This is a genomic window from Nocardia bovistercoris, assembly GCF_015674855.1.
GTDB classification, from domain to species: domain Bacteria; phylum Actinomycetota; class Actinomycetes; order Mycobacteriales; family Mycobacteriaceae; genus Nocardia; species Nocardia bovistercoris.
In genome coordinates, this window is the sequence record NZ_JADMLG010000011.1 from 43,478 (window position 1) to 64,971 (window position 21,494).

Annotated in this window: 17 protein-coding genes; 11 read left to right on the plus strand and 6 right to left on the minus strand. The window is 70.6% G+C overall.

Features of this window, described 5'->3' with window-relative positions; all coding sequences use genetic code 11:
- Window positions 1–6 precede the first annotated feature (6 nt).
- Window positions 7–1,344 (minus strand): hypothetical protein, encoded by a 1,338-nt coding sequence (locus tag IT779_RS24560; protein WP_196151768.1) that lies wholly within the window; start codon window positions 1,342–1,344, stop codon window positions 7–9.
- A 264-nt stretch (window positions 1,345–1,608) separates the two neighbouring features.
- Between IT779_RS24560 and IT779_RS24565 the strand changes: the two genes are divergently transcribed.
- From IT779_RS24565 to IT779_RS24575, 3 genes are read left to right on the plus strand one after another with little or no spacing between them, the layout of a single operon-like run.
- Complete coding sequence (locus tag IT779_RS24565) at window positions 1,609–2,061, plus strand: DUF6325 family protein (RefSeq protein WP_196151769.1); 453 nt, start codon at window positions 1,609–1,611, stop codon at window positions 2,059–2,061.
- An 18-nt stretch (window positions 2,062–2,079) separates the two neighbouring features.
- The gene (locus IT779_RS24570) at window positions 2,080–2,352 is read left to right on the plus strand and encodes an SHOCT domain-containing protein (protein ID WP_196151770.1); all 273 of its coding nucleotides are present in this window, start codon (window positions 2,080–2,082) and stop codon (window positions 2,350–2,352) included.
- 51 nt (window positions 2,353–2,403) lie between these two features.
- Entirely contained in the window at window positions 2,404–2,949 is a 546-nt protein-coding gene (locus IT779_RS24575; protein ID WP_196151771.1) for an OmpA family protein, read from the plus strand.
- A gap of 57 nt (window positions 2,950–3,006) precedes the next feature.
- Here IT779_RS24575 and IT779_RS24580 read toward each other — a convergent pair whose 3' ends face one another.
- On the minus strand, window positions 3,007–3,204 hold the full coding sequence (locus IT779_RS24580) for a hypothetical protein (protein WP_196151772.1): 198 nt from the start codon (window positions 3,202–3,204) through the stop codon (window positions 3,007–3,009).
- 357 nt (window positions 3,205–3,561) lie between these two features.
- On the opposite strand from IT779_RS24580, the gene IT779_RS24585 reads away from it, so the two are divergent.
- The 3 genes from IT779_RS24585 to IT779_RS24595 all read left to right on the plus strand — a co-directional run bounded on the left by IT779_RS24585 (window position 3,562) and on the right by IT779_RS24595 (window position 6,440).
- On the plus strand, window positions 3,562–4,437 hold the full coding sequence (locus IT779_RS24585) for a TIGR03619 family F420-dependent LLM class oxidoreductase (RefSeq protein WP_196151773.1): 876 nt from the start codon (window positions 3,562–3,564) through the stop codon (window positions 4,435–4,437).
- Between the two features lie 155 nt (window positions 4,438–4,592).
- Window positions 4,593–5,441 (plus strand): fructosamine kinase family protein, encoded by an 849-nt coding sequence (locus tag IT779_RS24590; protein ID WP_196151774.1) that lies wholly within the window; start codon window positions 4,593–4,595, stop codon window positions 5,439–5,441.
- A gap of 198 nt (window positions 5,442–5,639) precedes the next feature.
- Window positions 5,640–6,440: a thioesterase family protein gene (locus tag IT779_RS24595; RefSeq protein ID WP_196151775.1), complete on the plus strand. Its 801-nt coding sequence runs from the start codon at window positions 5,640–5,642 to the stop codon at window positions 6,438–6,440.
- A 207-nt stretch (window positions 6,441–6,647) separates the two neighbouring features.
- On the opposite strand, the gene IT779_RS24600 is transcribed toward IT779_RS24595, so the two are convergent.
- Together IT779_RS24600 and IT779_RS38875 are read right to left on the minus strand one after the other, a co-directional pair.
- Complete coding sequence (locus IT779_RS24600) at window positions 6,648–7,445, minus strand: alpha/beta fold hydrolase (protein WP_196151776.1); 798 nt, start codon at window positions 7,443–7,445, stop codon at window positions 6,648–6,650.
- Between the two features lie 139 nt (window positions 7,446–7,584).
- A complete protein-coding gene (locus tag IT779_RS38875; RefSeq protein WP_196151777.1) occupies window positions 7,585–9,180 on the minus strand; it encodes an alpha/beta fold hydrolase in 1,596 nt (531 codons plus the stop codon).
- Window positions 9,181–9,289: 109 nt separating this feature from the next.
- Here IT779_RS38875 and IT779_RS24610 point away from each other — a divergent pair, with 109 nt between their 5' ends.
- Window positions 9,290–9,883: a TetR/AcrR family transcriptional regulator gene (locus tag IT779_RS24610; RefSeq protein ID WP_196151778.1), complete on the plus strand. Its 594-nt coding sequence runs from the start codon at window positions 9,290–9,292 to the stop codon at window positions 9,881–9,883.
- Here the strand turns inward: IT779_RS24610 and IT779_RS24615 are convergent.
- Entirely contained in the window at window positions 9,880–11,829 is a 1,950-nt protein-coding gene (locus IT779_RS24615; protein ID WP_196151779.1) for a S9 family peptidase, read from the minus strand. The genes IT779_RS24610 and IT779_RS24615 overlap by 4 nt on opposite strands.
- A gap of 162 nt (window positions 11,830–11,991) precedes the next feature.
- Between IT779_RS24615 and IT779_RS24620 the strand changes: the two genes are divergently transcribed.
- From IT779_RS24620 to IT779_RS24630, 3 genes are read left to right on the plus strand one after another with little or no spacing between them, the layout of a single operon-like run.
- The gene (locus IT779_RS24620) at window positions 11,992–12,882 is read left to right on the plus strand and encodes a hypothetical protein (protein WP_196151780.1); all 891 of its coding nucleotides are present in this window, start codon (window positions 11,992–11,994) and stop codon (window positions 12,880–12,882) included.
- Complete coding sequence (locus IT779_RS24625) at window positions 12,882–13,568, plus strand: hypothetical protein (RefSeq protein ID WP_196151781.1); 687 nt, start codon at window positions 12,882–12,884, stop codon at window positions 13,566–13,568. The genes IT779_RS24620 and IT779_RS24625 overlap by 1 nt, the downstream gene beginning before the upstream one ends.
- Complete coding sequence (locus IT779_RS24630; protein WP_232542066.1) at window positions 13,547–14,422, plus strand: inositol monophosphatase family protein; 876 nt, start codon at window positions 13,547–13,549, stop codon at window positions 14,420–14,422. Before IT779_RS24625 ends, IT779_RS24630 begins: the two co-directional genes overlap by 22 nt.
- 9 nt (window positions 14,423–14,431) lie before the next feature.
- Here IT779_RS24630 and IT779_RS24635 read toward each other — a convergent pair whose 3' ends face one another.
- Window positions 14,432–15,694 carry an ArsB/NhaD family transporter gene (locus tag IT779_RS24635; RefSeq protein WP_196151782.1) on the minus strand — a complete coding sequence of 421 codons (1,263 nt, stop codon included), beginning with the start codon at window positions 15,692–15,694 and terminating at the stop codon, window positions 14,432–14,434.
- A gap of 57 nt (window positions 15,695–15,751) precedes the next feature.
- On the opposite strand from IT779_RS24635, the gene IT779_RS24640 reads away from it, so the two are divergent.
- A complete protein-coding gene (locus IT779_RS24640; protein ID WP_332838950.1) occupies window positions 15,752–21,490 on the plus strand; it encodes a WD40 domain-containing protein in 5,739 nt (1,912 codons plus the stop codon).
- The last annotated feature ends 4 nt before the right edge of the window (window positions 21,491–21,494 follow it).

Here is a 21,494-nt window from a genome sequence, read left to right on the forward strand (position 1 = left end):
CGGCGCTCACTCCGATCCGGTTCGAGCCCTGGCCGGTCGGGCGATCAGTTCGACCAGCAGCAGCGCGGCCAGCGCGATCAGAACGGTGACCGCGACGACCACACCTGAGGGGTATCGCCAGAAGACGAGGGTGGCGGCTGCCGCGACGACCACGGCGATCCGCAGTGAGGTCCGGTGCGCGGCGACCGCGGATTCCAGACGGTACGGCGCCCGGTCGGGGGTGCGGACGGCGTCGAGTCCGGTGGCGAGTCCGCGCCGCAGGGCCGTCGCAGGCCGTGATGGGCCGGTGAGGTATCCGACGGCGGCCAGGACCACGGCGAGCACGAAGACCGCGCGCACTGCGGTGCGCAGCGGGAGCGCGAGGGTGTCGAAGAGGACGCCCGCCGCTTCGGGGGACAGTGCGTCGGCGGGGATCTCGCGCAGGTAGACGGCACGGCCGACGGCGATCGCGATGGCCAGCGCGAGCATGGACACGGCGAGCGCCACGCCGACCAGCGCGACGGTGCGGCGGCGTTTCCCTCGGACCGTGAGCGCGACGGCCCCGAGGGCGGCCAGCACCGCGGCCGCCGGGAGCACGGTGGCCGCGGTGTCGAGTGCGGAGGTGGCGCGCTGCGCCTTCGCCAGTCGCGGTGAGTCGATCAGGACGAGGTTCGTGTCAACGTCGGGGATGGCGGCGGCGAAGGTGAAGCCGCGCTCGGTGAGCCGGGCGCGGACGGCGTCGATGATCGGGCCGAGGTCGATGGCCACGGTGCCGTTCTCGACGCGCACCCCGTCGCGGGTCTCGCCGGTGAGGGCGCCGACCAGGATGCGGTGTGCGCGCTGGTTGGCCTCGATCCAGCGCGCCCGGAAGCGGTCGGAGGCGAGGTAGTCGGCGACGGTGTCGCGGATGAAGGATTCGCCTTCCTTCGCCAGCACCGGCGCCAGGCCGGTGACTGCGTCGGGCAGGCGCGGCAGTTCGCGGGTCAGTGCCGTGAGCGCGTCGGCGGTGGTCCGCTCCAGGTCGAGGCGTTCGGTGATGCGGTCGGTGACGGCGTCGGTGAGGTCGGCGCGGATCACCGGGTCGTCGGCGAGCGGGCCCACCGTGGCCAGATATCGCTCGGTGTCGAGCAGTTCGCCGTGCAGGTAGCGGGCGGGCACCGCGGCGAAGGCGAGTACGGCGGTGAGTACGAGCAGGGCGACCACCGCCGCCCCGCGGGCGAGCCGCCCGCGGGATCGGGTGCGTCGCGGTGCGGCGGCGCGCAGTTCGGCGACCTCGCGGCGCAGCCGCAGCAGTTCCCGGCGTTCGTCCTCGGACAGCGCGGGGCCGGAGGGCGCGGGGTCGGAGGGCGCGGGGTCGGAATTCATCGAATTCGTCCCGAATGCGCGCGGAATGCGCGAGAGCCCGCGGACTCGATTTCTTTTCGCGTCGTTGTCGCCGAAGTGATCATTTTGTGCCCTGTCCCGATGTTCGCGCACATGGAATACTCGGAGCCACCGCGACCGACCCGGCATCGGATGGTCGCTCCGATGCTACGCCTTGTCCGCCGATTTTCCGACAATGTTCCGATCCGGGTCGGCGGTGGTTCTCGACAGTGAAATCGTCACCCCGATATACCGAAACGAGGATTCATGTCGAACGAGCAGGACATCGAGGAACTGGGGCCGATCGACTATCTGGTGGTGGAATTCCCGCCGGACCGGCAACCGGACGGTTCGGCGTTGCCGTTGCTGCGGGATCTGGTCGAACGCGACATCATCCGCGTCCTCGATCTCGGCTTCGTGCGCAAGGAGGCCGACGGCAGCCTGGTCGGCGTCGCGATCGACGCGATGGGACTCGACGGCGAGTTCGATGTCACCCTGTTCGCGCAGGCGTCATCGGGTCTGCTGGATCGCGGAGATATCGACGCCGCAGGTGAGGCGCTGCGGCCGGGGGCGTCGGGCGCCGTGATCGTGTACGAAAACCGTTGGGCCGCACCGTTCGCCGTCGCCCTCCGGCGTGGCGGCGCGCAACTCGTCGCCTCCGGCCGCATTCCAACCCAGGCGCTGCTCGGCGCGCTCGACGCGCTGGAAGCCACCGTCTGACATCCGAAGGAGTTCACCATGCCAGGTCTCTTGCGCGGGGTCGTGCGGACCGCCGCCATCGCGGGCACCGCCACCGCGGTGTCCAATCGCGTGTCGCGACGCCAAGGTGAACGGTGGGCCGCCGAGCGCAGCGCGCCGCCGCAACCGGCTCCCGAGGCGTTCGCGGCCGTGCCGAGCGCGCCGGTCGCCGATCCGGTGGCGGCGATGCGGCAACTCGGGGAGATGAAATCACAGGGACTGCTGACCGATGACGAATTCGCCGCCATGAAGGCGAAGATCCTGGCGTCCTGATCTCGCATCGCACCATCTCGTAGGATTCCGCCCGAATTCAGGAGTTGATCGATGACAACCCGGAAATACGTTTTCGCAGTCGCTTTTTCGGCCGCCGCGCTACTGCTGACGACGGCCTGCGATTCCGGCAATGATTCGGATTCCTCGGCCGCGAGCACCGCCAATACCACGACCGCGGCGGCATCGACGACGCATGCCGGGCACACCAGCCTCGGCGCCACCGCGTCCTCGGTGGTGAGTTCGGCGCTCGACACCGCGCGCCAAGGCATCCAGAACGCGATCAACGCGGCGCTGGCCGCCGCGCCGATCTCTTTCGACAGCGGCAGTTCGGATCTGGGCACCGTCGACGAGGTGACATTGAAGGCGGTGGCGATTCCCTTACAGGGCAACGACACCCGTATCCGGGTGAGCACCTATGCCGCGGACGCCGATGTGGCGAAGGCCAAGTCGCTCGCGGAGGCGCGCGGCAACAATATCGCGGCGGCGCTGGAGGCCGACGGCGTCGATCGGGCGCGGATCACGGTGCGCGCGGAGGCGAATCCGAGCGATTCGGGTATCGAGGTCGACGAGGCGCGGATCGAGGTCGTGGCCGGCTAGGTTCGGCGAACCCGCCGATCCACGGATCGGCGGGTTCGCGGCGTCGCCCCCTGCGGGTCAGCGGGGCGCGACGGCGTCCGGGAAACGGTGTTGCAGTCGATCTATGTAGCGTCGAACGTCCTGTAGTTCGGTTTCCAGTCTCCGGGTCGCGGAACTCCCGGTGCCGGTCAATGCGATCTCGCGGCTGAGTGTCCTTGCCTGCATGCTCAACAGTTGCAGGAAGACTCGGGCTTGGGCGCGGTCGGCGTCGTCCATCGATCAGGGCCGATCTGTCTCGGTGTCGTGTCGGATTGCCCTGGTTTCCGCTCGCCGCGGTCCTCGACTTCCGGAAACCTGGTCGGACGCTACCTGTTTCGGAGCCTGTCATGGGCGGTTCCCGGAGAATCGAGATGACATCGAGTTCTTCGAGTGCCGAATAGTCGCTCGACCACCCGGAACCGGAGTCGCGCGGGCTGCGGGTTCGCCGGGCGAACCGCGGGCAGGCGACGGGCGCCTGCCTTGACGGGCTCGGGCCGGGATGATTAATTGGGGGTGACAGAATTAGAACACGTTCCAGTTCGGGTGCGCGGGCGGGTGCGCTGGGCCGGAACCCAGCGACGAAAGGCGAGCGATATGCGATTCACCTATGCCGAGGCGATGACCGACCCGTCCTACTACGTGCCGCTGGCACAGGCCGCCGAAGCCGCCGGGTACTCCTCGATCACGGTCGCCGACAGCATCGCCTACCCCGAGGAATCCGACTCGACCTACCCGTACACCCCCGACGGCAATCGGGAATTCCTCGAGGACAAACCGTTCGTCGAGGCGTTCGTGCTGTCCGCGGCGATCCTCGCGGCCACCACCACGCTGCGCGTCACCCCGTTCGTGGTGAAACTGCCCATCCGGCCGCCGGTGCTGGTCGCCAAACAGGCCGCGTCGCTGGCGGCGTTGAGCGGCAACCGGTTCGGCTTCGGCGTCGGGATCAGCCCGTGGCCCGACGACTTCGAGATCATGGGCGTGCCGTTCGCCGGACGCGGCGCGCGCATGGACGAATGCGTCGACATCGTGCGCGGGCTGTGCGCGGGCGGCTACTTCGAATTCCACGGCGAGTACTACGATCTCCCGCCGATCAAGATCACCCCGGTGCCCACCGAGCCGCTGCCGATCCTGATCGGCGGTCACAGCGAACCCGCGCTGCGCCGGGCCGCGCGCCGCGGCGACGGGTGGATGCACGCGGGCGGCGACCCGGCCGAACTGGACCGGCTGCTGGCCCGACTCGACACCCTGCGCACCGAATACGACACCCGCAAGGATTTCGAAATCCACGTGATCTCGCTGGACGGCTTCACCGTGGACGGGGTCAAACGCCTCGAGGACAAGGGCGTCACCGATGTCATCGTCGGATTCCGCAACCCCTACACCACCGAGCACGACACCGAGAGCCTGGACACCAAGATCAGCAATCTGAGCCGTTTCGCCGAACGCGTCATCGCCGCGACCAACGGCTGAACCCCCGCGCGCCCCGCGCACACTCCGGACAACCACCCCATACCCCGCGCACGCGGCGCGTGCGGTGCGTACGCTCGCATCGGTGCGACGGCGCACGCGCGCATACGCGCCGCGAACGCGCCGTGGAAGGCGTCGGTGCGGGTGACGGAGGTGTCATGAGTTTGGCGGTGCGGCTGGGTGAACTCCTGGACGGAACCGTGCGCGGAATCGCCGATCTCGGCACGAGTCACAGCTGGACACTGCACCGCGCGATCCTGTCCGACGGACGCGACGTCTTCGTCAAATCCACCGCTGCGCACGCCGGGGCGCTCGCCGCGGAAGCCGACGGGCTGCGCTGGCTCGGCGCGGCCGCGCCGAACGCCGTCGCGAGCGTACTCGCGGTGAACGAGACCCTGTTGGTGCTGCCGTGGCTGCCCGAGAGCGCGCCGACGCCGGAGGCGGCCGAACAACTCGGCCGCGACCTGGCCGCGCTACACGCCCACACCCCCGCCGCCTTCGGCGCGCCGTGGCCCGGCTGGATCGCCAGGCTGCCGCTGGACAACACCGAGACCGCCGAGATGTCGTGGGCGCGCTGGTACGCCGAACGCAGGCTGGCGCCGTACCTGCCCGCGGCGGCGCGCCACCTCGGACCCGACGGCGTGCGACTGGTGGAGCGGGTCATCGACCGTGTCGAAGCGCTGGCCGGGCCGCCGGAACCGCCCGCGCGCATCCACGGCGACCTCTGGTCGGGCAATATCCGCTGGTGCCGCGACCGCGCCCGGCTCATCGACCCCGCCGCCCACGGCGGGCACCGCGAAACCGATCTGGCGATGCTCGCCCTGTTCGGCGCACCGCAGTTGGACCGCCTGATGGGCGCGTACCAGGAAGCTCGTCCGCTGGCCGACGGGTGGCGCGAGCGTTCGCCGCTGCATCAACTGCATCCGCTGCTCGTGCACGTGGTGCTGTTCGGCCGCTCCTATCGCGAGAAGGTCGTCGCCGCGGCCGAAGCCGCGCTCGCGGTGTGAGTCACCGGCCGGTCGGCGCCGCCGTGGACGCCTCGTCGACCGGGAAGCACGATTCGACGGCCAGTTCGCGACGGTCACGTTCACCGAGGTGCCGAACATCGAGGAAGCGAGTCCGGCTGTCGGCGCGGGACCTCCCCGGCAATCGACGGGAGCGCGTGACGGGCATGATCATTCGCGGGAACGAAAGGAACGCCACCGATGACCACGACGACGCGCTACGCCTTCGACACCGACACCGCGAGCACCGCGCTCGGCGAACACGAGTACGCGATCGACCTGTCGCCGCGCTGGATCACCGGCGCGGGCACCGCCAACGGCGGCTACCTGCTCGCCTGCTGCCTGCGGGCGCTGAGCCGACAGATCCCGCAACCCGATCTGCTGTCGGCGTCGGCGCACTATCTGCGTCCCGGCGGCACCGGCCCGGCCCGTATCCGCACCGAGACCGCGCGGGTCGGCAGGCGCACCGGGACCGGCGCGGCGACCCTGCTGCGCGAGGACAAGGAGATCGTGCGCGTCCTTGCGACCTTCACCGATCTGGCGAGCGCGCAGGGCCGCACCCACGAGTCCGGCGAGCCGCCGCGACTGCCGCCGCCGGACCGCTGCGTCGACCCGCTCGCCGGGATCTCCGCCGCGAGCGCCACCATCGCCGCCCGCGTCGAATTCCGGATGGCGGAGGTGCCGGGATTCTTCCGCGGCGCCCCGGGCGGCACCACCGCTCTCGATTTCTGGTTGCGGTTCGCCGACGGCCGCGAACCCGACCCGATCGCGTTGGCGCTGCTGGTCGACTCCGCCGCACCCGCGGTGTTCGACCTCGGCGTCGCGGGCAGTTCCACCGTGGAACTCACCGTGCACATCCGGCGCCGTCCCGCTCCCGGCTGGCTGGCCTGCCGGGTGCGCACCGCGCATCTGGTCAACGGGTTCCACGAGGAGGATTTCGACATCTGGGACAGCACCGGCGCGCTCGTCGCGCAATCGCGCCAGCTCGCGATCCTCCTGTAGCGCGATTCAGGTCACCTCGTGGCAGCGCAGTCGCCGCTCCGGGGGTTCGAGGCCCTGCCTGAACGCTGTTCCAGGGCCTCGATCATGGCGTGCTGGTCACCGACGCCGCGCACCTGACCATAGACGGTTTCCCCGCCGCGCACCGACCAGTCGGCGCACCCGGTCCAGCGCGGCTGTGGGTCGGCAGGATCCGAGACGCGCCGCAGCTCAGGGACGGGCGAGGAAGTTCTCGAGCGCGCTCAGGACGTTGTGCGGACGTTCGAGGTGCAGGAGATGTCCCGCGTCGGAGATATCGATGCGGTCCAGGTCTGGGATGGCGGCTGCGACGATGTCCGCGATGAGCCGGAAGTCGGGGAGGTCCTCGGTTCCGCTCAGCAGCAGGGTCGGCATCGCCAGCTCGTGCAGGTGTTCGATAGGGGGGCGCGCGGGTGGGCGCTCGCGGTCGCCGTGCAGCCAGACATGGCAGGTGTCGGCGGCGATCTGAGCGCGCAGGCGGGCGGCGAGGGCGGGATCGCGGCGCGCGGTGGCGAACAGGGGGTGGCGGAACCACATATCGCGAACGCGGTCCAGTTGTCCGGCTCGGGTGGTGGTCACGAGGTCGTCCCAGAGCTGTCGCCACCGCGGCGTCCAGTCCCAGTCGGCGATTCCGGGGCTGATCAGCACGAGTCGCTCGACCCGGTCGGGGTGTTCGAGGGCGAAATCGACGGCGATGCGCGCGCCCATCGACACTCCGATGATCGCCGCGCGCGGCGCCGCGACGGTGTCGAGAACCGCGCGGAGGTCGTCGGCGTGCCGGAAAGAAGCGTCGGCGACGGACTCCGAGGCGCCGCAGCCACGCAGGTCGTAACGCACACACCGGTTCGAGGCCGTCAACGACTGCCACAACGGATCCCAGCCGTCACGGCGCCCGCCCGCGCCCGGCACCAGAACCAACGGTGCGCCCGCGCCCGCGATTTCCAGCGCGATCCGCGCCCGCTCCGCGCGAGCGACCATGTGCTCGACCATGTGTCGTCCTCACCCCCGCGGAACCTCGGTGTCCGGAGTCCTCCCACGATACGTCGAACGCTCGGCGCTTCCCCCGCCCGCCGGCGTCGCGGTGGACGGCGCGACACTCGACTCGACGGCGTTCGATCCCGCCGGGACTTCAGTTGTCGAGTGTCGCACCGCCGCGACCGCGTCGCTCGTCCATCCAGGCGATGATCCGCGCGGCGGTCTTGTCCCAGCCGGGTTCGCCGACGAGGGCGTAGTGACCCGCGTCGGGGATCTCGAGGTGGTCGCCGCGGTAGCGGTCGGCGATGGCCGCGCCGATGCGTGGGTACACGAGTCGGTCGTGCGCGGCGCTGACCGACAGGGTGGGGCAGGTGACGGCCGCGGGGTCGACTTCGATGGCGCCGTAGGCGATTTCGACGCCCGCGCGGCTGCTCTCAGGGACTTGGCGGTGGAAGAACGCGGGGCGGTCGGCGGCGGGGATACGGTTGAAGATCAGGTCGTCGAGTTCGGCGCGGTTGGGGGTCAGGGGGCGGCGCAGGAGTCCGGCGGGGATGTGCGCGGGCATCGTGCGGGGGTTCCGCGCGCCCTCCCATCTGATTCCGGCCGGTGGCAGCGAGCATTGGAAGACCGCCGCCGCGACCGCGCCGCGCGCGGCGAGCACCTGGGCGAGGAGTCCGCCCATGGACTGGCCGACCACGATCGGCGCCGCGCCCAGGTATTCGCGGGCTACCAGCGCGTCTCGCACGTAGTCGGCGACCCGCACCCGTCCCAGCGCCGGGACGGGGCGACTGTCGTGGTGGCCGCGGTAGTTGATCGCCAGGCTGCGGTATCCGGCCTCGGTCAGCGCCTTCTGGAACCAGGAGAACTGCCAGGCGCCGCCCATCATGCCGTGCAGCAGCAGGACCGGGGTCGCGTCGGGCGGACCCGCTTCGACGCCGGTGAGCCCGTCGGGCAGGGTGAGCGGGGCGCCGATCGGCTCGTCCGGGCGCGCGACCGCCTCGAGCTTGTTCAGCGGGTTGCGTTTCAGGGGGATGGCCATGCCCGCGCGCCATGCGAGTCCGGCCCTGGTGTGCGGGGCGGCCGCGGCCTGGGCACGCATGTGACCACCGAATTCGGTGACGAATCCGGTGCGCGGGTGGTCGGCCAGCACCGCGCGCAAGGCGGTGGTCGGCAGTGCGGTGTATCGGGTGCCCGCGACGTCGAGGTGGGCTCCGGCGTGCAGCAAGTGGGCCTCGGGGCCGAGTTCGAGGGGGACGTCGATGTTCATGTGCGCGGCGATGGCTTCGGCGACCCGCGTCGCGGTGGCCTCGTCCGCGCCGTCGGCGAGCAGTCGGGTCTTCGCGTCGATGCCGCCGGTGACGGCGAAGCAGTGGCCCTCGACCGGATTCGGTAGCGCGAGATCGTGGAGCAGGCAGGCGAGATAGAGGATTTCGGGGTCGAAGCGGACGCGGTCGCGCCGTGCGAACAATTCGGCCCATCGCCAGCTGCGCAGGCAGTGGTGCAGCAGCGGCGCGGAGTAGGTGTCGGCGGCGAGGCTGTAGGCGGTGCGGGTGAGGGCGCTGTCGGGCGGTGCGGTGTCCGCGCGCGGGGATGTGCCCTCGACGGGGGCGAGGGCGGTCAGCGCTCTGGCGCGGATTTCGGCAAGTTGCGCGCGCAGGGCAGCGCGGCGGAAGGTCGCGCGTTCGGCGAACGAGAGTGCGCCGTTGTCGGCGCGCGCCCATTCGAGGGTGCCGAGCGGTGATTCGGCCACGACGACTCCTCGGCGATGTCGGTTGTCGGTGCGTTCCGCGCCGGTCGCCACCGACACTTCACATACACGTTGTATATCAGCTACAGGCTGTATCTGCTATACCGTTCGTATGAGCTCAGGGCCGTCGCTGCGCCGGATGTATGCCGAGAACACCCGCCGAGTCCTGGTCGACACCGGCTTGCGGGCGTTCGTCGAACAGGGCTTCGCGGCGGTGTCGGCCGAGGAACTCGTGCGCGCGGCCGGACTCAGCCGTGGCGCGCTGTACCACCACTTCGGCGGCAAGCGCGGACTGTTCGAAGCGGTCTTCGAAGACCAGCAGCGACACGCACGGGACCGCGTCGAGGCCCGTGTACGAGCCGACCACGACCTGCTCGAGCAACTGCTGGCCGGAATGGACACCTTCCTCGACATCTGCGGTGAACGGGACTACCGCGAGATCGTGCTCGTCCAGGGGCCCGTCGCGCTGGGCTGGCAGCGGTGGCGGGAGTTGGACCGACAGCAATTCCACGGCCTGCTGCTCGCGAGCGCCACCCGCATGATCGACGCCGGTCTGCTGCCCGGTGACATTCGTCCCGACCTGCACGCGGCGGGCCTCTACGGCATGCTCACCGAGATGTCGTTCACGATCGCCGACGCCGACGACCCGGTCCGCGCCAGGCAGGAAGCGGGCCGGTGCCTGCGCCGCGCGGTGTCGGCGGGCTAGTTCAGGTTCTCGACGACGACCGGCTCGATGCCCTCGGACTCCGGCAGCGCGAACCCGAACACCTGGGCGTAGAAGCTGGATTCGGCGTCGAGTGCGCGACGGATGTTGGCGGCGCGGCGGAAACCGTGCTGCTCGCCCTCGAACAACAGATAGGCCACCGGAATCCGCCGTTCGCGCAGCGCCGCCACGATCATCTCCGACTGGTTCGGCGGCACCACCGCGTCCTCGCTGCCCTGCAACACGATCAGCGGCTTGCGGAATCGGTCGACGTGATGGATCGGCGACCGGTCGCGGTAGATGTCGCGCCCGGACGGATACGGCGCGACCAGCCGGTCGAGGTAGCGGCTCTCGAACTTGTGGGTGTCGGCCGCGAGCGCCTCGAGGTCGGCGATGCCGAAATGGTCCGCGCCCGCGCTGAACGGGGTGTCGGGCAGGGTGAGCGCGGCCAGCGTCGTGTACCCGCCCGCCGAGCCGCCGCGAATGGCCAGCCGTCGCGAGTCGACGCGGCCGCGTTCGCCGAGCCAGCGGGCCGCGGCGACGCAATCGGCGACGTCGACGATCCCCCAAGCGCCGGCGAGCAGTTCACGGTAGGCGCGGCCGTAACCGGTCGAGCCGCCGTAGTTGACGTCGACGACGGCGAAACCGCGGCCGGTCCAGTACTGGGTGGACAGCGACAGCACCGGTTGCGCCTGCGCGGTCGGGCCGCCGTGGATCAACACGAGCAGCGGCGGAAGTTCCCCGCGCGGACCGGTGTAGCGGGCGTTGGCGGGCGGGTAGAACAGGCCGTGGGCGGTGCGCGGTGCGCCGGTCGGGTCCTGCGAAGGGAACGAGATGGGTTCCGGCACCGACACTTCCGAGGGGTCGAGGCCGAGATCGCGCGGTGCGCGCAGGGTCTCGACCGCCACGGCGCCGACATCGACGCGGTAGACGCCGAATTCGGCGGTGGGACTGCCCGCGACGACGACCACCGAGTCCGCGCCCGCGCGCACGACGGCCGAGAACGCCGAGAACGGCAGGTCGAGTTCCCGGACCGAGCCGTCCGGGCGACGCCATGCGAGGCCGTCGTAGCCGTCGCGCCACCGCGCGAACACGATGCCGCCGTCGTCGAGCACCGCGTAGCGCGCCGACCCCAACTGCCATGCCGGCACGCCGATCTCGGCATCGACCTCGACCACCGCGACGACACCGCCGCCCGCGGTCCAGCGGTAGAGGTTCCACCAGCCGGTGCGGTCGGACAGGAACAGCAGCGACCCGTCGGCCTGCCACCGCGGTTCCCCCACCGACTCCCCCGGCCCGCCCGCGACGACGGTGTCCGCGCCGGTCGCGAGGTCGCGCACCCGCAGCACGGTGTCGTCCCACGGCATGGACGGGTGATCCCACGCCACGAAGGCCAGCCGGGCGCCGTCCGCGCTCGGCCGCGGCGCGACCACGAAATCCGGGCCGCTCACCACCACCTCGGGCGTATCCGACAGCCGCACGATCTCGTTGCGCACCGCGACCGCGCCACCGCCGTCGCTCGGATGGCGCTCCCGCACCGCGAACACCTCGCCGCCGGGACCGATCTCGCCGTCACCGAACCGGTCACCACGCGCGACATCGGGAACCGGGGTGATCGGCACCGGAACCCCTCCGGGTTCGAGCCGATACAGCCGCTGGTCGGCCCAGTTCGCGAACCACAGCACACCGTCGCGGACCCACCACGCCGCACCGCCGTACTCGTGCACCGCGGTGCGCGCGTCCATGTCCCCCGGCAGTAGATCCGTGACGACGCCGTCCGCGCCGCGCCGCACGATCTGGGTGCGGCCGTTCTCGGCGGGACGCCCCTCCGACCAGTACACATCGTCGCCGTCGACCCGTACCTCCCCCAGTCGCACCGCGGCGGCGACAACGGATTCGGAGGTGATGGCGGTCGGCCAGGAACCGAAGGGCAACTCGGTGAACGTCACCGGCCAAGGCTAGCCGCCCCCGCCCCGGCGACCGCTCCGCGACGCACCCGAGGCTCCGCACGGGCCGGGATCGCCGGGTGTGAGGGGTGCGAAGTGTGGTCGAAGCTCGGGTTTTCCGCGATATTGGGCCTATTCTGTGGAAGGGACAGGGGAGGGCTGTTCATGATTCGGTTGTTGGCTTGGCTGCGCGGCAATATCGACGGTGTCGTCGCCTTGGTGCTGGCCATGGTCGTCGGCGTGCTCGCGGTGCTCGACCTCATCGACGTCGACCAGGTGAACGCGGTCGTACTGCTTGTGCTCGGCCTGCTCGCCACCACCCTGCTGCGCGACCGGCAGTTGTCGGCGCAGGCGGTGCGCGACGCGTCGGCGGTGCAACTGCTGTACGGGCCGGACATCGGGCACGCGCACACGCTGGCGCGGCGCGATACCGAAGTATGGATCTTCAAGGGCGGCACCGGAACCTACATCCGCGCGGTCACGCTGCGCGCCTGCGTCGAGAATGCCCGCCGCGAACAGCGGCCGCTGCGTATGCAATTGGAGATACTCGACCCGGCCAACGAACCGCTGTGCAAGACCTACGCGCAGTTCCGCACCTCGCTCAGCCCGGAGACCGGGCGCTCCGACGAGGCGTGGACCACCGAGCGGACGCGGCGGGAGTCGTATGCGACGGTGCTCGCGGCGTGCTGGTTCCGGCAGCGGTTCACCTTCCTCACCATCGAGGTCGGGCTGTCCTCGGTGATGACCACCTTCCGCTGGGATCTGTCGTCGAGCTGCGTCATCGTCACCCAGGACAATCCGAACACCCCCGCGCTCATGTTCGAACGCGACAAGCCCTATTACCGCGACCTCAACCGAGAACTCGTGGCGAGTTTCAAACAGACCCGCCGGGTTCAGCTCAGCCGCTGCGAGGAACTGCCGCTGGGCAACGAGCCGACGGTCGACGAGGTCCGCGGACTCTTCGACGCCCTCGGACTCGGCCTGCCCGCATCCTTCACCGACCGCGATGTCGCCGATATCACGCGGCGCGCGCTGCAACCGAGGAATCCGTACTAGTGCACGATCACTTACCCGCCCGCTGGCCGATCACCTCCGAGACCACCGCGGCCGACATGCGCCGCTGGGCCCGCGCCTGGCTCAGCGACGTCGTCGCGGGCCGAGGCGAGGTCACCGCCGTGCGACATCCGCTGGGGTTCCTGTGCTTTCCGGTGTGGCGCGGCGGCACGCTCGGCATCTGCGTGCACGTGTGGTGCGACGGCGTGCACGCCCGGCTCACCACGTCCCCGATCCACGCGCACAGTTGGGACCTGGTGAGTTTCGTCCTGTACGGGACGGTGGCGAACGAGGTCGTCGACGTGGTGGACGCGGCGGCGCCGACGCACCGGATCTTCGAGGTCCGCAGCGACGAGGACGGCGATCTGGTGCGCGCGACGCCGCGGCTGGTGCGCCACCGGCACCGGTCGAGGGAACTGTTCGGCCGCGGCGACACCTACCGGCTGCCGCGTGGGGTGTTCCATCTGTCCGATGTGCGCGGCAACGCCGCCACCGTCGTCCTGGGCGATTATCGGCCGGATTGCCCCGATCGATCACTCGGAGCGGTTCTCGGGGAGGATCATCGGGTATATCGCATCCGTTGCACCGCCGAGGAGACCCGCCGGTTCGCGCGGGTGGTGCTGGAACGATTGGCCGATTCGAACACCCCGCGAGAGCTGGAGGACCGATGCGATCAGGCGAGATCATGAACGAGGCGCCGGACGCCGCCGTCGTGGCTTCGGCCACCGATATCGCCATCGCCGCGGCCGAGGAAGCGGGCGCGGCGATCCGCGCGGGCCTACGCGAGGCCCTGCAGGTGCGGGCCAAGGGCGCCGACGGCGATCTGGTGACCCAACTCGACCTGCTCGCCGAGGACATCATCCTGCGGCGGCTGCGCGAGGCCTTTCCCGGACACGCGATCCTGGCCGAGGAGTCCGGGCGGCACGGCGGCGCGCAGGACAGTTGGTGCTGGGTGGTCGACCCGCTCGACGGCACCAACAACATCGCCGTCGGGCTGCCGGTCTACTCCGTCGGCATCGCGCTGTGCCACGCGGGCACACCGGTGGTCGGCGTGGTGCACGAACCGACCACCGACCGGACATGGTGGGCGGTGCGCGGCGGCGGCGCTTTCGGCCCGCACGGCCGCATCCGCGGCCTGGCTCGCGAACGCAAGCGCTCGGCCCCCACACTGGCCTGGCTGCAAGGGTATTCGGTCGGCAGCGCCGATCCGGTGGCGCGCGGGCTGCGGCTCACACTCGAGGCCAATGCGCGGCGCGTGATCCAGCTGTGGTCGCCGCTGCTGTGCTGGATGATGGTGAGTCGCGGCGACATCGACGGATTCGTCGGCTACCGCGCCGGTGTGATCGACCTGCCAGCGGGCAGTCTCATCGCGCGCGAATCCGGCATCAGGATCACCGATTTCGACGGCGCGCCGCTCGACGAGCGCATCGACCCCGCCGACGGCGGCGTCGACTTCCTGGCGGGCACGGGCGAGATACCGCACGATCTGGCGCTGTTGGTGAAATCCGCGGCCGATGTGCGGGTCAGCGGTCTCGCACGCTGAGCACGCACCTCATCCGAATACGAGCAGCGCGCCGACGGCCGCCGAGGTGGCGAGGACCGCGAGCACGATGCCGGTGCGCACGAAGCGCGACAGCGGTATTCGCACCCCGTGGCTGCGGCAGAACTCGAGGCACAGCAAGGTCGCCAGCGAAGCCCACGGCGTGATGACCGGCCCCACATTGGTGCCGATCAACAGGGCCAGGAGTTGGTTGCGGTTCTGCTCCGGCACCACCGCCTCACCGGCGGTGTAGGCGGGCAGATTGTTCGCGATATTGGACAGCGCCGCACCGGCGCCCGCCGCGCGGTAGGCGCCCGCCGCACCGGGATCGGCGCCGATCAGCCCGCGCATGACATCGTCGAGGCCGTGCCTGCTCAGCGTCGGCACCACGAGGAACAGCCCGACCACGAAAACCAGCAGCCGCCACGGAATCAACGAGAACGTGAGGGCCGAGCGGTCCAGGACCGCGAAAGCCGCCAGCGCGATGAGCGCCGCGGCGGCGGCGGCGAACTCCACACGTTCGCCCAGAATCGGCACGGCGACGATGAACAGCACGCAGGCGCCCGCCGTGATGCGGAACAGGCGGCGTTCGTCGGCGCCGTCGAGCCGCACGGGTTCGGGCACCACGTACCGGTCGCTGTCGCGTTGTCGGCGCCGCCAGAAGAACACCCACAGGCACACCGAGGTCACGAGCATCGAGGCCAGTTGCGGCGCCCACATCGCCGCGGCGAACGCGGTGGCATCCATACCGACGCGATCGGAGGCGAGCAGATTGGTGAGGTTGGAGACCGGCAGCAGCAGGCTGGCGGTATTGGCCAGCCACAGCGTGGTCATGGCCAGCGGCAGCGGCGCGATCCGGGCGGGCGCCGCGACCGCGAGCATGACCGGGGTGAGCAGCACGGCGGTGGTGTCGAGGTTGAGCAGGACGGTGGTGGCGGAGGCGAACAGGACGCACAGCACGAACAGGGCGGGATAGTTGCCGCGGGCCGCGATCACGACGCGATGCGCGATCACCTCGAAAACCCTGGCGCGTCTTGTCAATTCCGCCAGCACGACGACACTGCCGAGGAACAGCAGCAGCGGCCCGATGCGCCGCATGTTGTCCACGGCGTCGGCGCGCGGCAGCAGACCGGTGAGCACGCAGAGCAGCCCGGCCGCCAGTAGCGACAGCCGCACCCGGTCCAGAACGCTCAGCCGCGCCGGGCGTGCGCGTGCCGCGCCGGGACTCGACGGCGACGACGCGGAGGGATCCACCTGTTCGGACACACCCGCCATCTCATCATGGCAATCCACCTGTGCTCCACGGGGATCAGGGCGGGGCATACTGGGTGGGTGACAGCGCGGGGTGGGCTTCCCAGGGACTTCTTCATCAGCTATTCCCCTGCCGACGAACGGTGGGCGACCTGGCTGGCGTGGCAATTGGAGGCGGCGGGGCACAGAACCCTCATCCAGGCATGGGACTTCGTGCCCGGAACGAACTTCATCGACTTCATGGACCGCGGCGTGCGCGAGTCGGTCGTGGTGATCGCGGTGTTGTCGGACAGATATCTGGCTTCGCGCTACGGAACCATGGAGTGGCAGGCGGCATATCGCACCGATCCGGGGAAGCTGTTGCCGATACGGATCGCCGACTGCGCACTGGACGGGCTGCTCGCCACCCTCACCTACGTCGACCTGGTCGGCGTCACCTCCGCGGACGAAGCCCGGCGCACCCTCTTCGAACGCATCGGGCACCTGCTGGAGGGACGGGCCAAACCGCGCATCGCGCCGAACTATCCGTCGGTCGGGATGCTCGAAGGGATCGGCGGCGAGACGAGTGATCTCGGGCACAGCGACCCGAGCGACCTCGGACCGGTCGAATCGCCCTTGCGCAGGCGCACCCCGGTCGCGGCGCCCGTATTTCCCGCCGCGCCCGACGCCGCGGGCAAGCGGCACGACGGCATCAGCGTCCTGCACATCGCGGGCCCGCGTTTCGGACGCGGCATGTTCGGACGCGACGACCCCGCGACCGCGGGCGAACTCCAGTCCCGCGTCTGGGCGAACGTCACCCACCTGATCGACCAGGGCGCCCCGAAACCCGACCTGATCGTGGTGACCGGCGACCTCACCGAATCCGGCCGCCCGAAAGAGGTCGACGAGGCGCTGTCGTTCCTGACCGGGCTGCGCGTGCTGCTCGGGCTCGAACCCGCGAGGCTGGCGATCGTGCCGGGCAACCACGACGTGTCGAAAGCGGGCTGCCAGGCCTACTTCCTGCAGTGCGAGGCCCGCGACCGCTTCCCGCAGCCGCCCTACTTCCCCAAGCTCGACCAGTTCGCGCGCCTGTTCGCCGAGCTCTACCAGGGCTTGGACCACCTGGTGTTCGACATCGGGCAGCCGTGGACGCTGTTCCCGATACCCGAACTGCACGTGGTGATCGCGGGCCTGAACTCCACGATGTCGGCCACCCACCGCGCGGCCGACGACTACGGCCAGATCGGCACGCCGCAGGCGGCCTGGTTCGCCGAACAACTGCGCGCCTTCGAGGAACGCGGCTGGCTGCGGATCGGTATCCTGCGCCACGATCCGGTGCCGGGCTCCAACGCCGCCGACGACGACCCGGCGCTGCTGCGCGACGCCGACGTGCTCAATCGTCTGCTCGGCGCCAGGCTGCACCTGCTCGTGCACGGACCGGGCCCCGGCGGTCGACTGCCCGACACGCTCGGCAAGGAATTGGTGGTGATGCCCGCCGCGGCGCCGGGCCGCGACGAGCTGATCCACATCACCGCGAGCGGACTGGTCAGGTACAGCGCGCACAGCGCGACACCGGAAAAACCCGAGGCGCGGGTGGAGCGAGCGTGGCCGAAAGCCGACACCGCACTGGCCGCCGCGGCGCCCGAGACGACGGATCCGCGCCGGATCGAAGCGCCGACCGAGCGGAACCAGGTCCTCGATCCGCACGCCAGACTGCTGGAACGGGTCACCGAGATCTGCGAGAACCGCTATCCGGGCGCCCGAGTCCGGCGGGTCGAATCGGACCCGCCGCACCTGTTCGTCACCCACCACAACGAAGGGGTGGCCGCGCAGTGGCGCATCGGCGTGCGCGTCGGCGAGACGACGAGGCAGGTCGTCGAGGACTTCCTCGCCCTCGATCCCGAATACGGATCCGAGATCGTGTACCGTGGCGCCGCCCCGCCGCGCTCGTTGCGCGAGCAGGCGGCGAGCAACGGGCTTCGGGTGCGCAGCTTCGTCGAATTCCAGGGCCTGCTGGATCTGGACGACTACCTGGCCAAGCAGGAGGCGCGGCTGCGCACCGACCACAGGTATCCGCCGAATATGTACGTGCCGCAACGGTTCCGCGCGATGGAGGAGGACGACCAGCGCGTCCACGACGATCTCGTCGAGGAACTGACCCGCATGGTGGCCGCCGACCACGGTCGTTTCGTGCTGCTGCTCGGCGACTTCGGCCGCGGCAAGACCTTCGCGCTGCGCGAGCTCGCCCGGCGGATCACCGCGACCATGCCCGCGCTGATCCCGATCTTCGTCGAATTGCGGACCCTGGACAAATCGCATTCGGTGGACGGGCTGGTGGCGGCGCACCTGGCCAATCACGGCGAGGACCGCATCGACCTCAAGGCCCTCCGCTACATGCTGCGCGAAGGCCGAGTGGTGTTGCTGTTCGACGGATTCGACGAACTCGTCACCCGTATCAGCTACGAATTCGCGGCCGATCACCTGCAGACCTTACTGCAGGCCGCCGAGGGCAAGGCCAAGATCATCGTCGCGGGCCGCACCCAGCATTTCGAGTCGCGCGCCCAGGTGCTGACCGCGCTCGGCGAGCGCGTCGGGCTGCTGCGGGAACGGCGCATCCTCGCGATCGAGGATTTCGGCGAATCCCAGATCATGGCCTTCCTGACCAACCGATACGACGGTGACGAGCAGCGGGCCGCGAGCCGGATGCGCCTGATCACCGGCCTGCAGGATCTGCTCGGGCTGGCCAGGAATCCGCGCATGCTCGGATTCATCGCCGATCTCGACGAGCGGCGGCTGCGCACCGCGGCGGGCGCCAAGCAGGCCGTCGGGCCCGCGGGCCTGTACCGGCAGATCCTGGAGTCGTGGCTGTCGTTCGAGGCGACGCGGGTCGCGGGCGTCGCGGGCGGGCAGCCGGGGTTGCGCCTGCCCGACCTGTGGCAGGCGGTCACCGCGTTCGCGTTGCGCTGCTGGGAGATCGGCGAACCCTACCTGCGGCTGTCGGAACTGACCGAGGTGGCGCGCAGCTTGGTCGACCTGACCGGACCGAACCGGATGTCGGTGCAGCAGTCCGCGCACGCCATCGGATCGGGCAGCCTGCTGGTGCGCACCGACGAGAACCTGTTCGGGTTCATCCACACCTCGGTGATGGAATGGCTTGTGGCCGACCACATCGCCGAACAGTTCGGCGCGGGCGTGGCGCATCCACCGCAGCTGTCGCACGCGCCGCTGTCGCAGCTGTCCATCGACTTCCTCGGCGACCTCGCCGATCCGCGGCCCGCGCGCGCCTGGGCCGAAGCGGTGCTCGCCGACCCCGACGCCGACGTGCACGCGCGGACCAACGCGCTGCGACTGACCACAAGGATGCGGACCGCGCCCACCGCGGATCTGCGCGACGCCGTCCTGATCGGCGAGGACCTCTCCTATCGCGACCTGCGCGGGGTGGATCTCAGCGGCGCCGATCTCACCGACGCCAGACTGGTCGGCACGAACCTCGCGGGCGCGAACCTGCGGGGCGCCCGGCTGGTCGGGGCGCGGCTCGACGAAGCGGTGCTCACCGACGCCGACCTCACCGACGCCGACCTCACCAGGGCGCGCCTGGCGCGCGCCGACCTCACCGGTGCGCGCGCGGTGGGCAGCCGATGGGCGCGGGCCGCGCTGGTCGAGGCCACCGGCCGACCGCTCGGCACCGACCTGCTCGGCGCCGCCGTCGTGCCCGGCGCGGCGGCGCAGACCGAATTCGCGCCCGCCGCCGTCGGTGTCAGGCACGGCTTCGACGCCAGGCACGGCAGGCTCCCGCAGCCGGTCGCCTACAGCCCCGACGGCGGCATGCTGGCCACCGGCAGCGACGACGGCGGGGTGCTGATCTGCGACAGCGAGACCGGACGCCCGCTGCGCACCCTGCAGACCCACCGGGCCAGGACCTTCGCCGTCGGATACACCGATACGGTCCTGGTCACCGGATCCGGCGACGGCACCGTCGGCCTGTGGGACGTGACCTCCGGCGAACTGCGCCGAATCATCCACGGGCACAAGGACTGGCCGTGGCCGGTGGTGCTGAACGAGACCGGGACGGTGCTGGCCACCGGCGACGCCGAGGGCGTGCTGCGGCTGTGGTCGCTGCCCGGCGGCGACCTGCGCCACACCTGCCGGGCCGAAACCGGCCACGAACTGATCTACAGCATGGCCTTCAACGGCGCCCTGCTCGCGGCCTCCTACCGCGACGGCACGGTTCGGCTCTGGAATGTCGAAACCGGCGCGCGGACGGGACAATTCACCGCCGTGTCCGGTGCGGTGTTCCGCATCGCGTTCAGCCCCGACGGCCGACTGCTCGCGACGGGCGGCGCGAACGGCGCGCTCGCGCTGTGGGATCCCTTCACCGGCACTCGGGTACACCGGCTGCACGGGCACACCGGGCGCGTCTACACCCTCGCCTTCCACCCCACCCGACCGATACTGGCCAGCGGCGACACCGAAGGAAGTGTGCGCATCTGGGACGCAGGCAGCGGTGCGTCGACCCACGTGTGCGCCGAACACGGCGCGGCGATCTACTGGATGGCGTTCGACCCGACGGGCTCGGTACTGGCCTCGGGCGACAGCGCGGGGCTGGTCTGCCTGCGCGACGGGGTGAACGCCGAACTGCGGCACCAGCTCTCGACGCACACCGGCTCGATCTGGCCGTTCGCGTTCCGCCCCGACGGCGCGCAGCTCGCGGTCACCGACGACCAGTTCACCACGCGACTGTGGGATCCGGTCACCGGTGCCTGCCGTCACACCCTGACCGGCCACGGCCGCCAGGTCACCTCGGTCAGCTTCAACGCCGACGGGACGCTGCTGGCCTGCCGGGGCAACGACGGGGTCGTCCGGATCTGGGATCCGGTGACCGGTCGCATGACCCGACCGCTCATCGGCAGCCGGGACCGCCTGTTCACCTTCGAATCCGCGGCGTTCAGCGCCGTACGGCCGAACCTGATCGGCACCGTCGGCAACGACGGCAGGCTCGGCCTGTTCGATCTCGGCGGCGACGCCTACGACCGGCACATCAGCGTCGAGGCGGCGCCGGTGTGGGCCTTCGCGTTCGACCCCACCGGAGAACTGCTCGCCACCGCCAACGACGACGACACGGTGGTGATCTGGGTGCAGAACACCGGCGCGCTGCACACCGTGTGCGGCGAACACCGGGGACGGGTGCGCTCCATCGCCTTCAGCGCCGACGGCGCCGTCATGGTCACCGGCTGCGACGATTCGATGGTGCGGATCTGGGACGTGCAGTCGGGACAGCTGCTGCGCACCCTGCGCGGCCACACCGACCGCGTCTACGCGGTGCTGACCCACGGCGACCGGCTGGTCAGCGCGTCCTGGGACGGTACGGCCCGGATCTGGGACACCGCGACCGGCGAATGCGCGCACGTCCTGGAACGGCACACCTCGCGGCTGTGGGCGGCCGCGATCGACACCGCCACCGGCGTGCTCGCGACCGGCGGCGACGACCTCGTCGTCCGGCTGTGGGACGTCGCCACCGGGCGCCACCTGCACACCCTGGAGGGCCACAAACGGCGGGTGTGGTCGCTGGCGTTCCGTCCCGGCGGCGGCCTGCTCGCCAGCGGCGGCGACGACGGGAACACCATCCTGTGGGACACCGACGCGGACTCCCCCGCCATCCGGGCGACCCTGCTCGGGCTGCCCGAAGGCTGGGCGGCGCTGGCCCCCGACGGCCGCTACAAGTTCGACGGCGCCATCGCGGGCCAGTTCTGGCAGGTGATCGGCATGTCCCGCTTCGAGATCGGCGAACTCGACCCCTACCTGCCCGAGGTCCGCCGCATGACCGCCGCCGAACCGTTCTGACTCA

What these genes read in the sequence shown, in the direction of transcription:
- IT779_RS24560 (WP_196151768.1), bottom strand. Translation starts at nt 1,344, where the DNA reads ATGAATTCCGACCCCGCGCCCTCCGACCCCGCGCCCTCCGGCCCCGCG.
- IT779_RS24565 (WP_196151769.1), top strand. Translation starts at nt 1,609, where the DNA reads ATGTCGAACGAGCAGGACATCGAGGAACTGGGGCCGATCGACTATCTG.
- IT779_RS24570 (WP_196151770.1), top strand. Translation starts at nt 2,080, where the DNA reads ATGCCAGGTCTCTTGCGCGGGGTCGTGCGGACCGCCGCCATCGCGGGC.
- IT779_RS24575 (WP_196151771.1), top strand. Translation starts at nt 2,404, where the DNA reads ATGACAACCCGGAAATACGTTTTCGCAGTCGCTTTTTCGGCCGCCGCG.
- IT779_RS24580 (WP_196151772.1), bottom strand. Translation starts at nt 3,204, where the DNA reads ATGGACGACGCCGACCGCGCCCAAGCCCGAGTCTTCCTGCAACTGTTG.
- IT779_RS24585 (WP_196151773.1), top strand. Translation starts at nt 3,562, where the DNA reads ATGCGATTCACCTATGCCGAGGCGATGACCGACCCGTCCTACTACGTG.
- IT779_RS24590 (WP_196151774.1), top strand. Translation starts at nt 4,593, where the DNA reads ATGAGTTTGGCGGTGCGGCTGGGTGAACTCCTGGACGGAACCGTGCGC.
- IT779_RS24595 (WP_196151775.1), top strand. Translation starts at nt 5,640, where the DNA reads ATGACCACGACGACGCGCTACGCCTTCGACACCGACACCGCGAGCACC.
- IT779_RS24600 (WP_196151776.1), bottom strand. Translation starts at nt 7,445, where the DNA reads ATGGTCGAGCACATGGTCGCTCGCGCGGAGCGGGCGCGGATCGCGCTG.
- IT779_RS24610 (WP_196151778.1), top strand. Translation starts at nt 9,290, where the DNA reads ATGAGCTCAGGGCCGTCGCTGCGCCGGATGTATGCCGAGAACACCCGC.
- IT779_RS24620 (WP_196151780.1), top strand. Translation starts at nt 11,992, where the DNA reads ATGATTCGGTTGTTGGCTTGGCTGCGCGGCAATATCGACGGTGTCGTC.
- IT779_RS24630 (WP_232542066.1), top strand. Translation starts at nt 13,547, where the DNA reads ATGCGATCAGGCGAGATCATGAACGAGGCGCCGGACGCCGCCGTCGTG.
- IT779_RS24635 (WP_196151782.1), bottom strand. Translation starts at nt 15,694, where the DNA reads ATGGCGGGTGTGTCCGAACAGGTGGATCCCTCCGCGTCGTCGCCGTCG.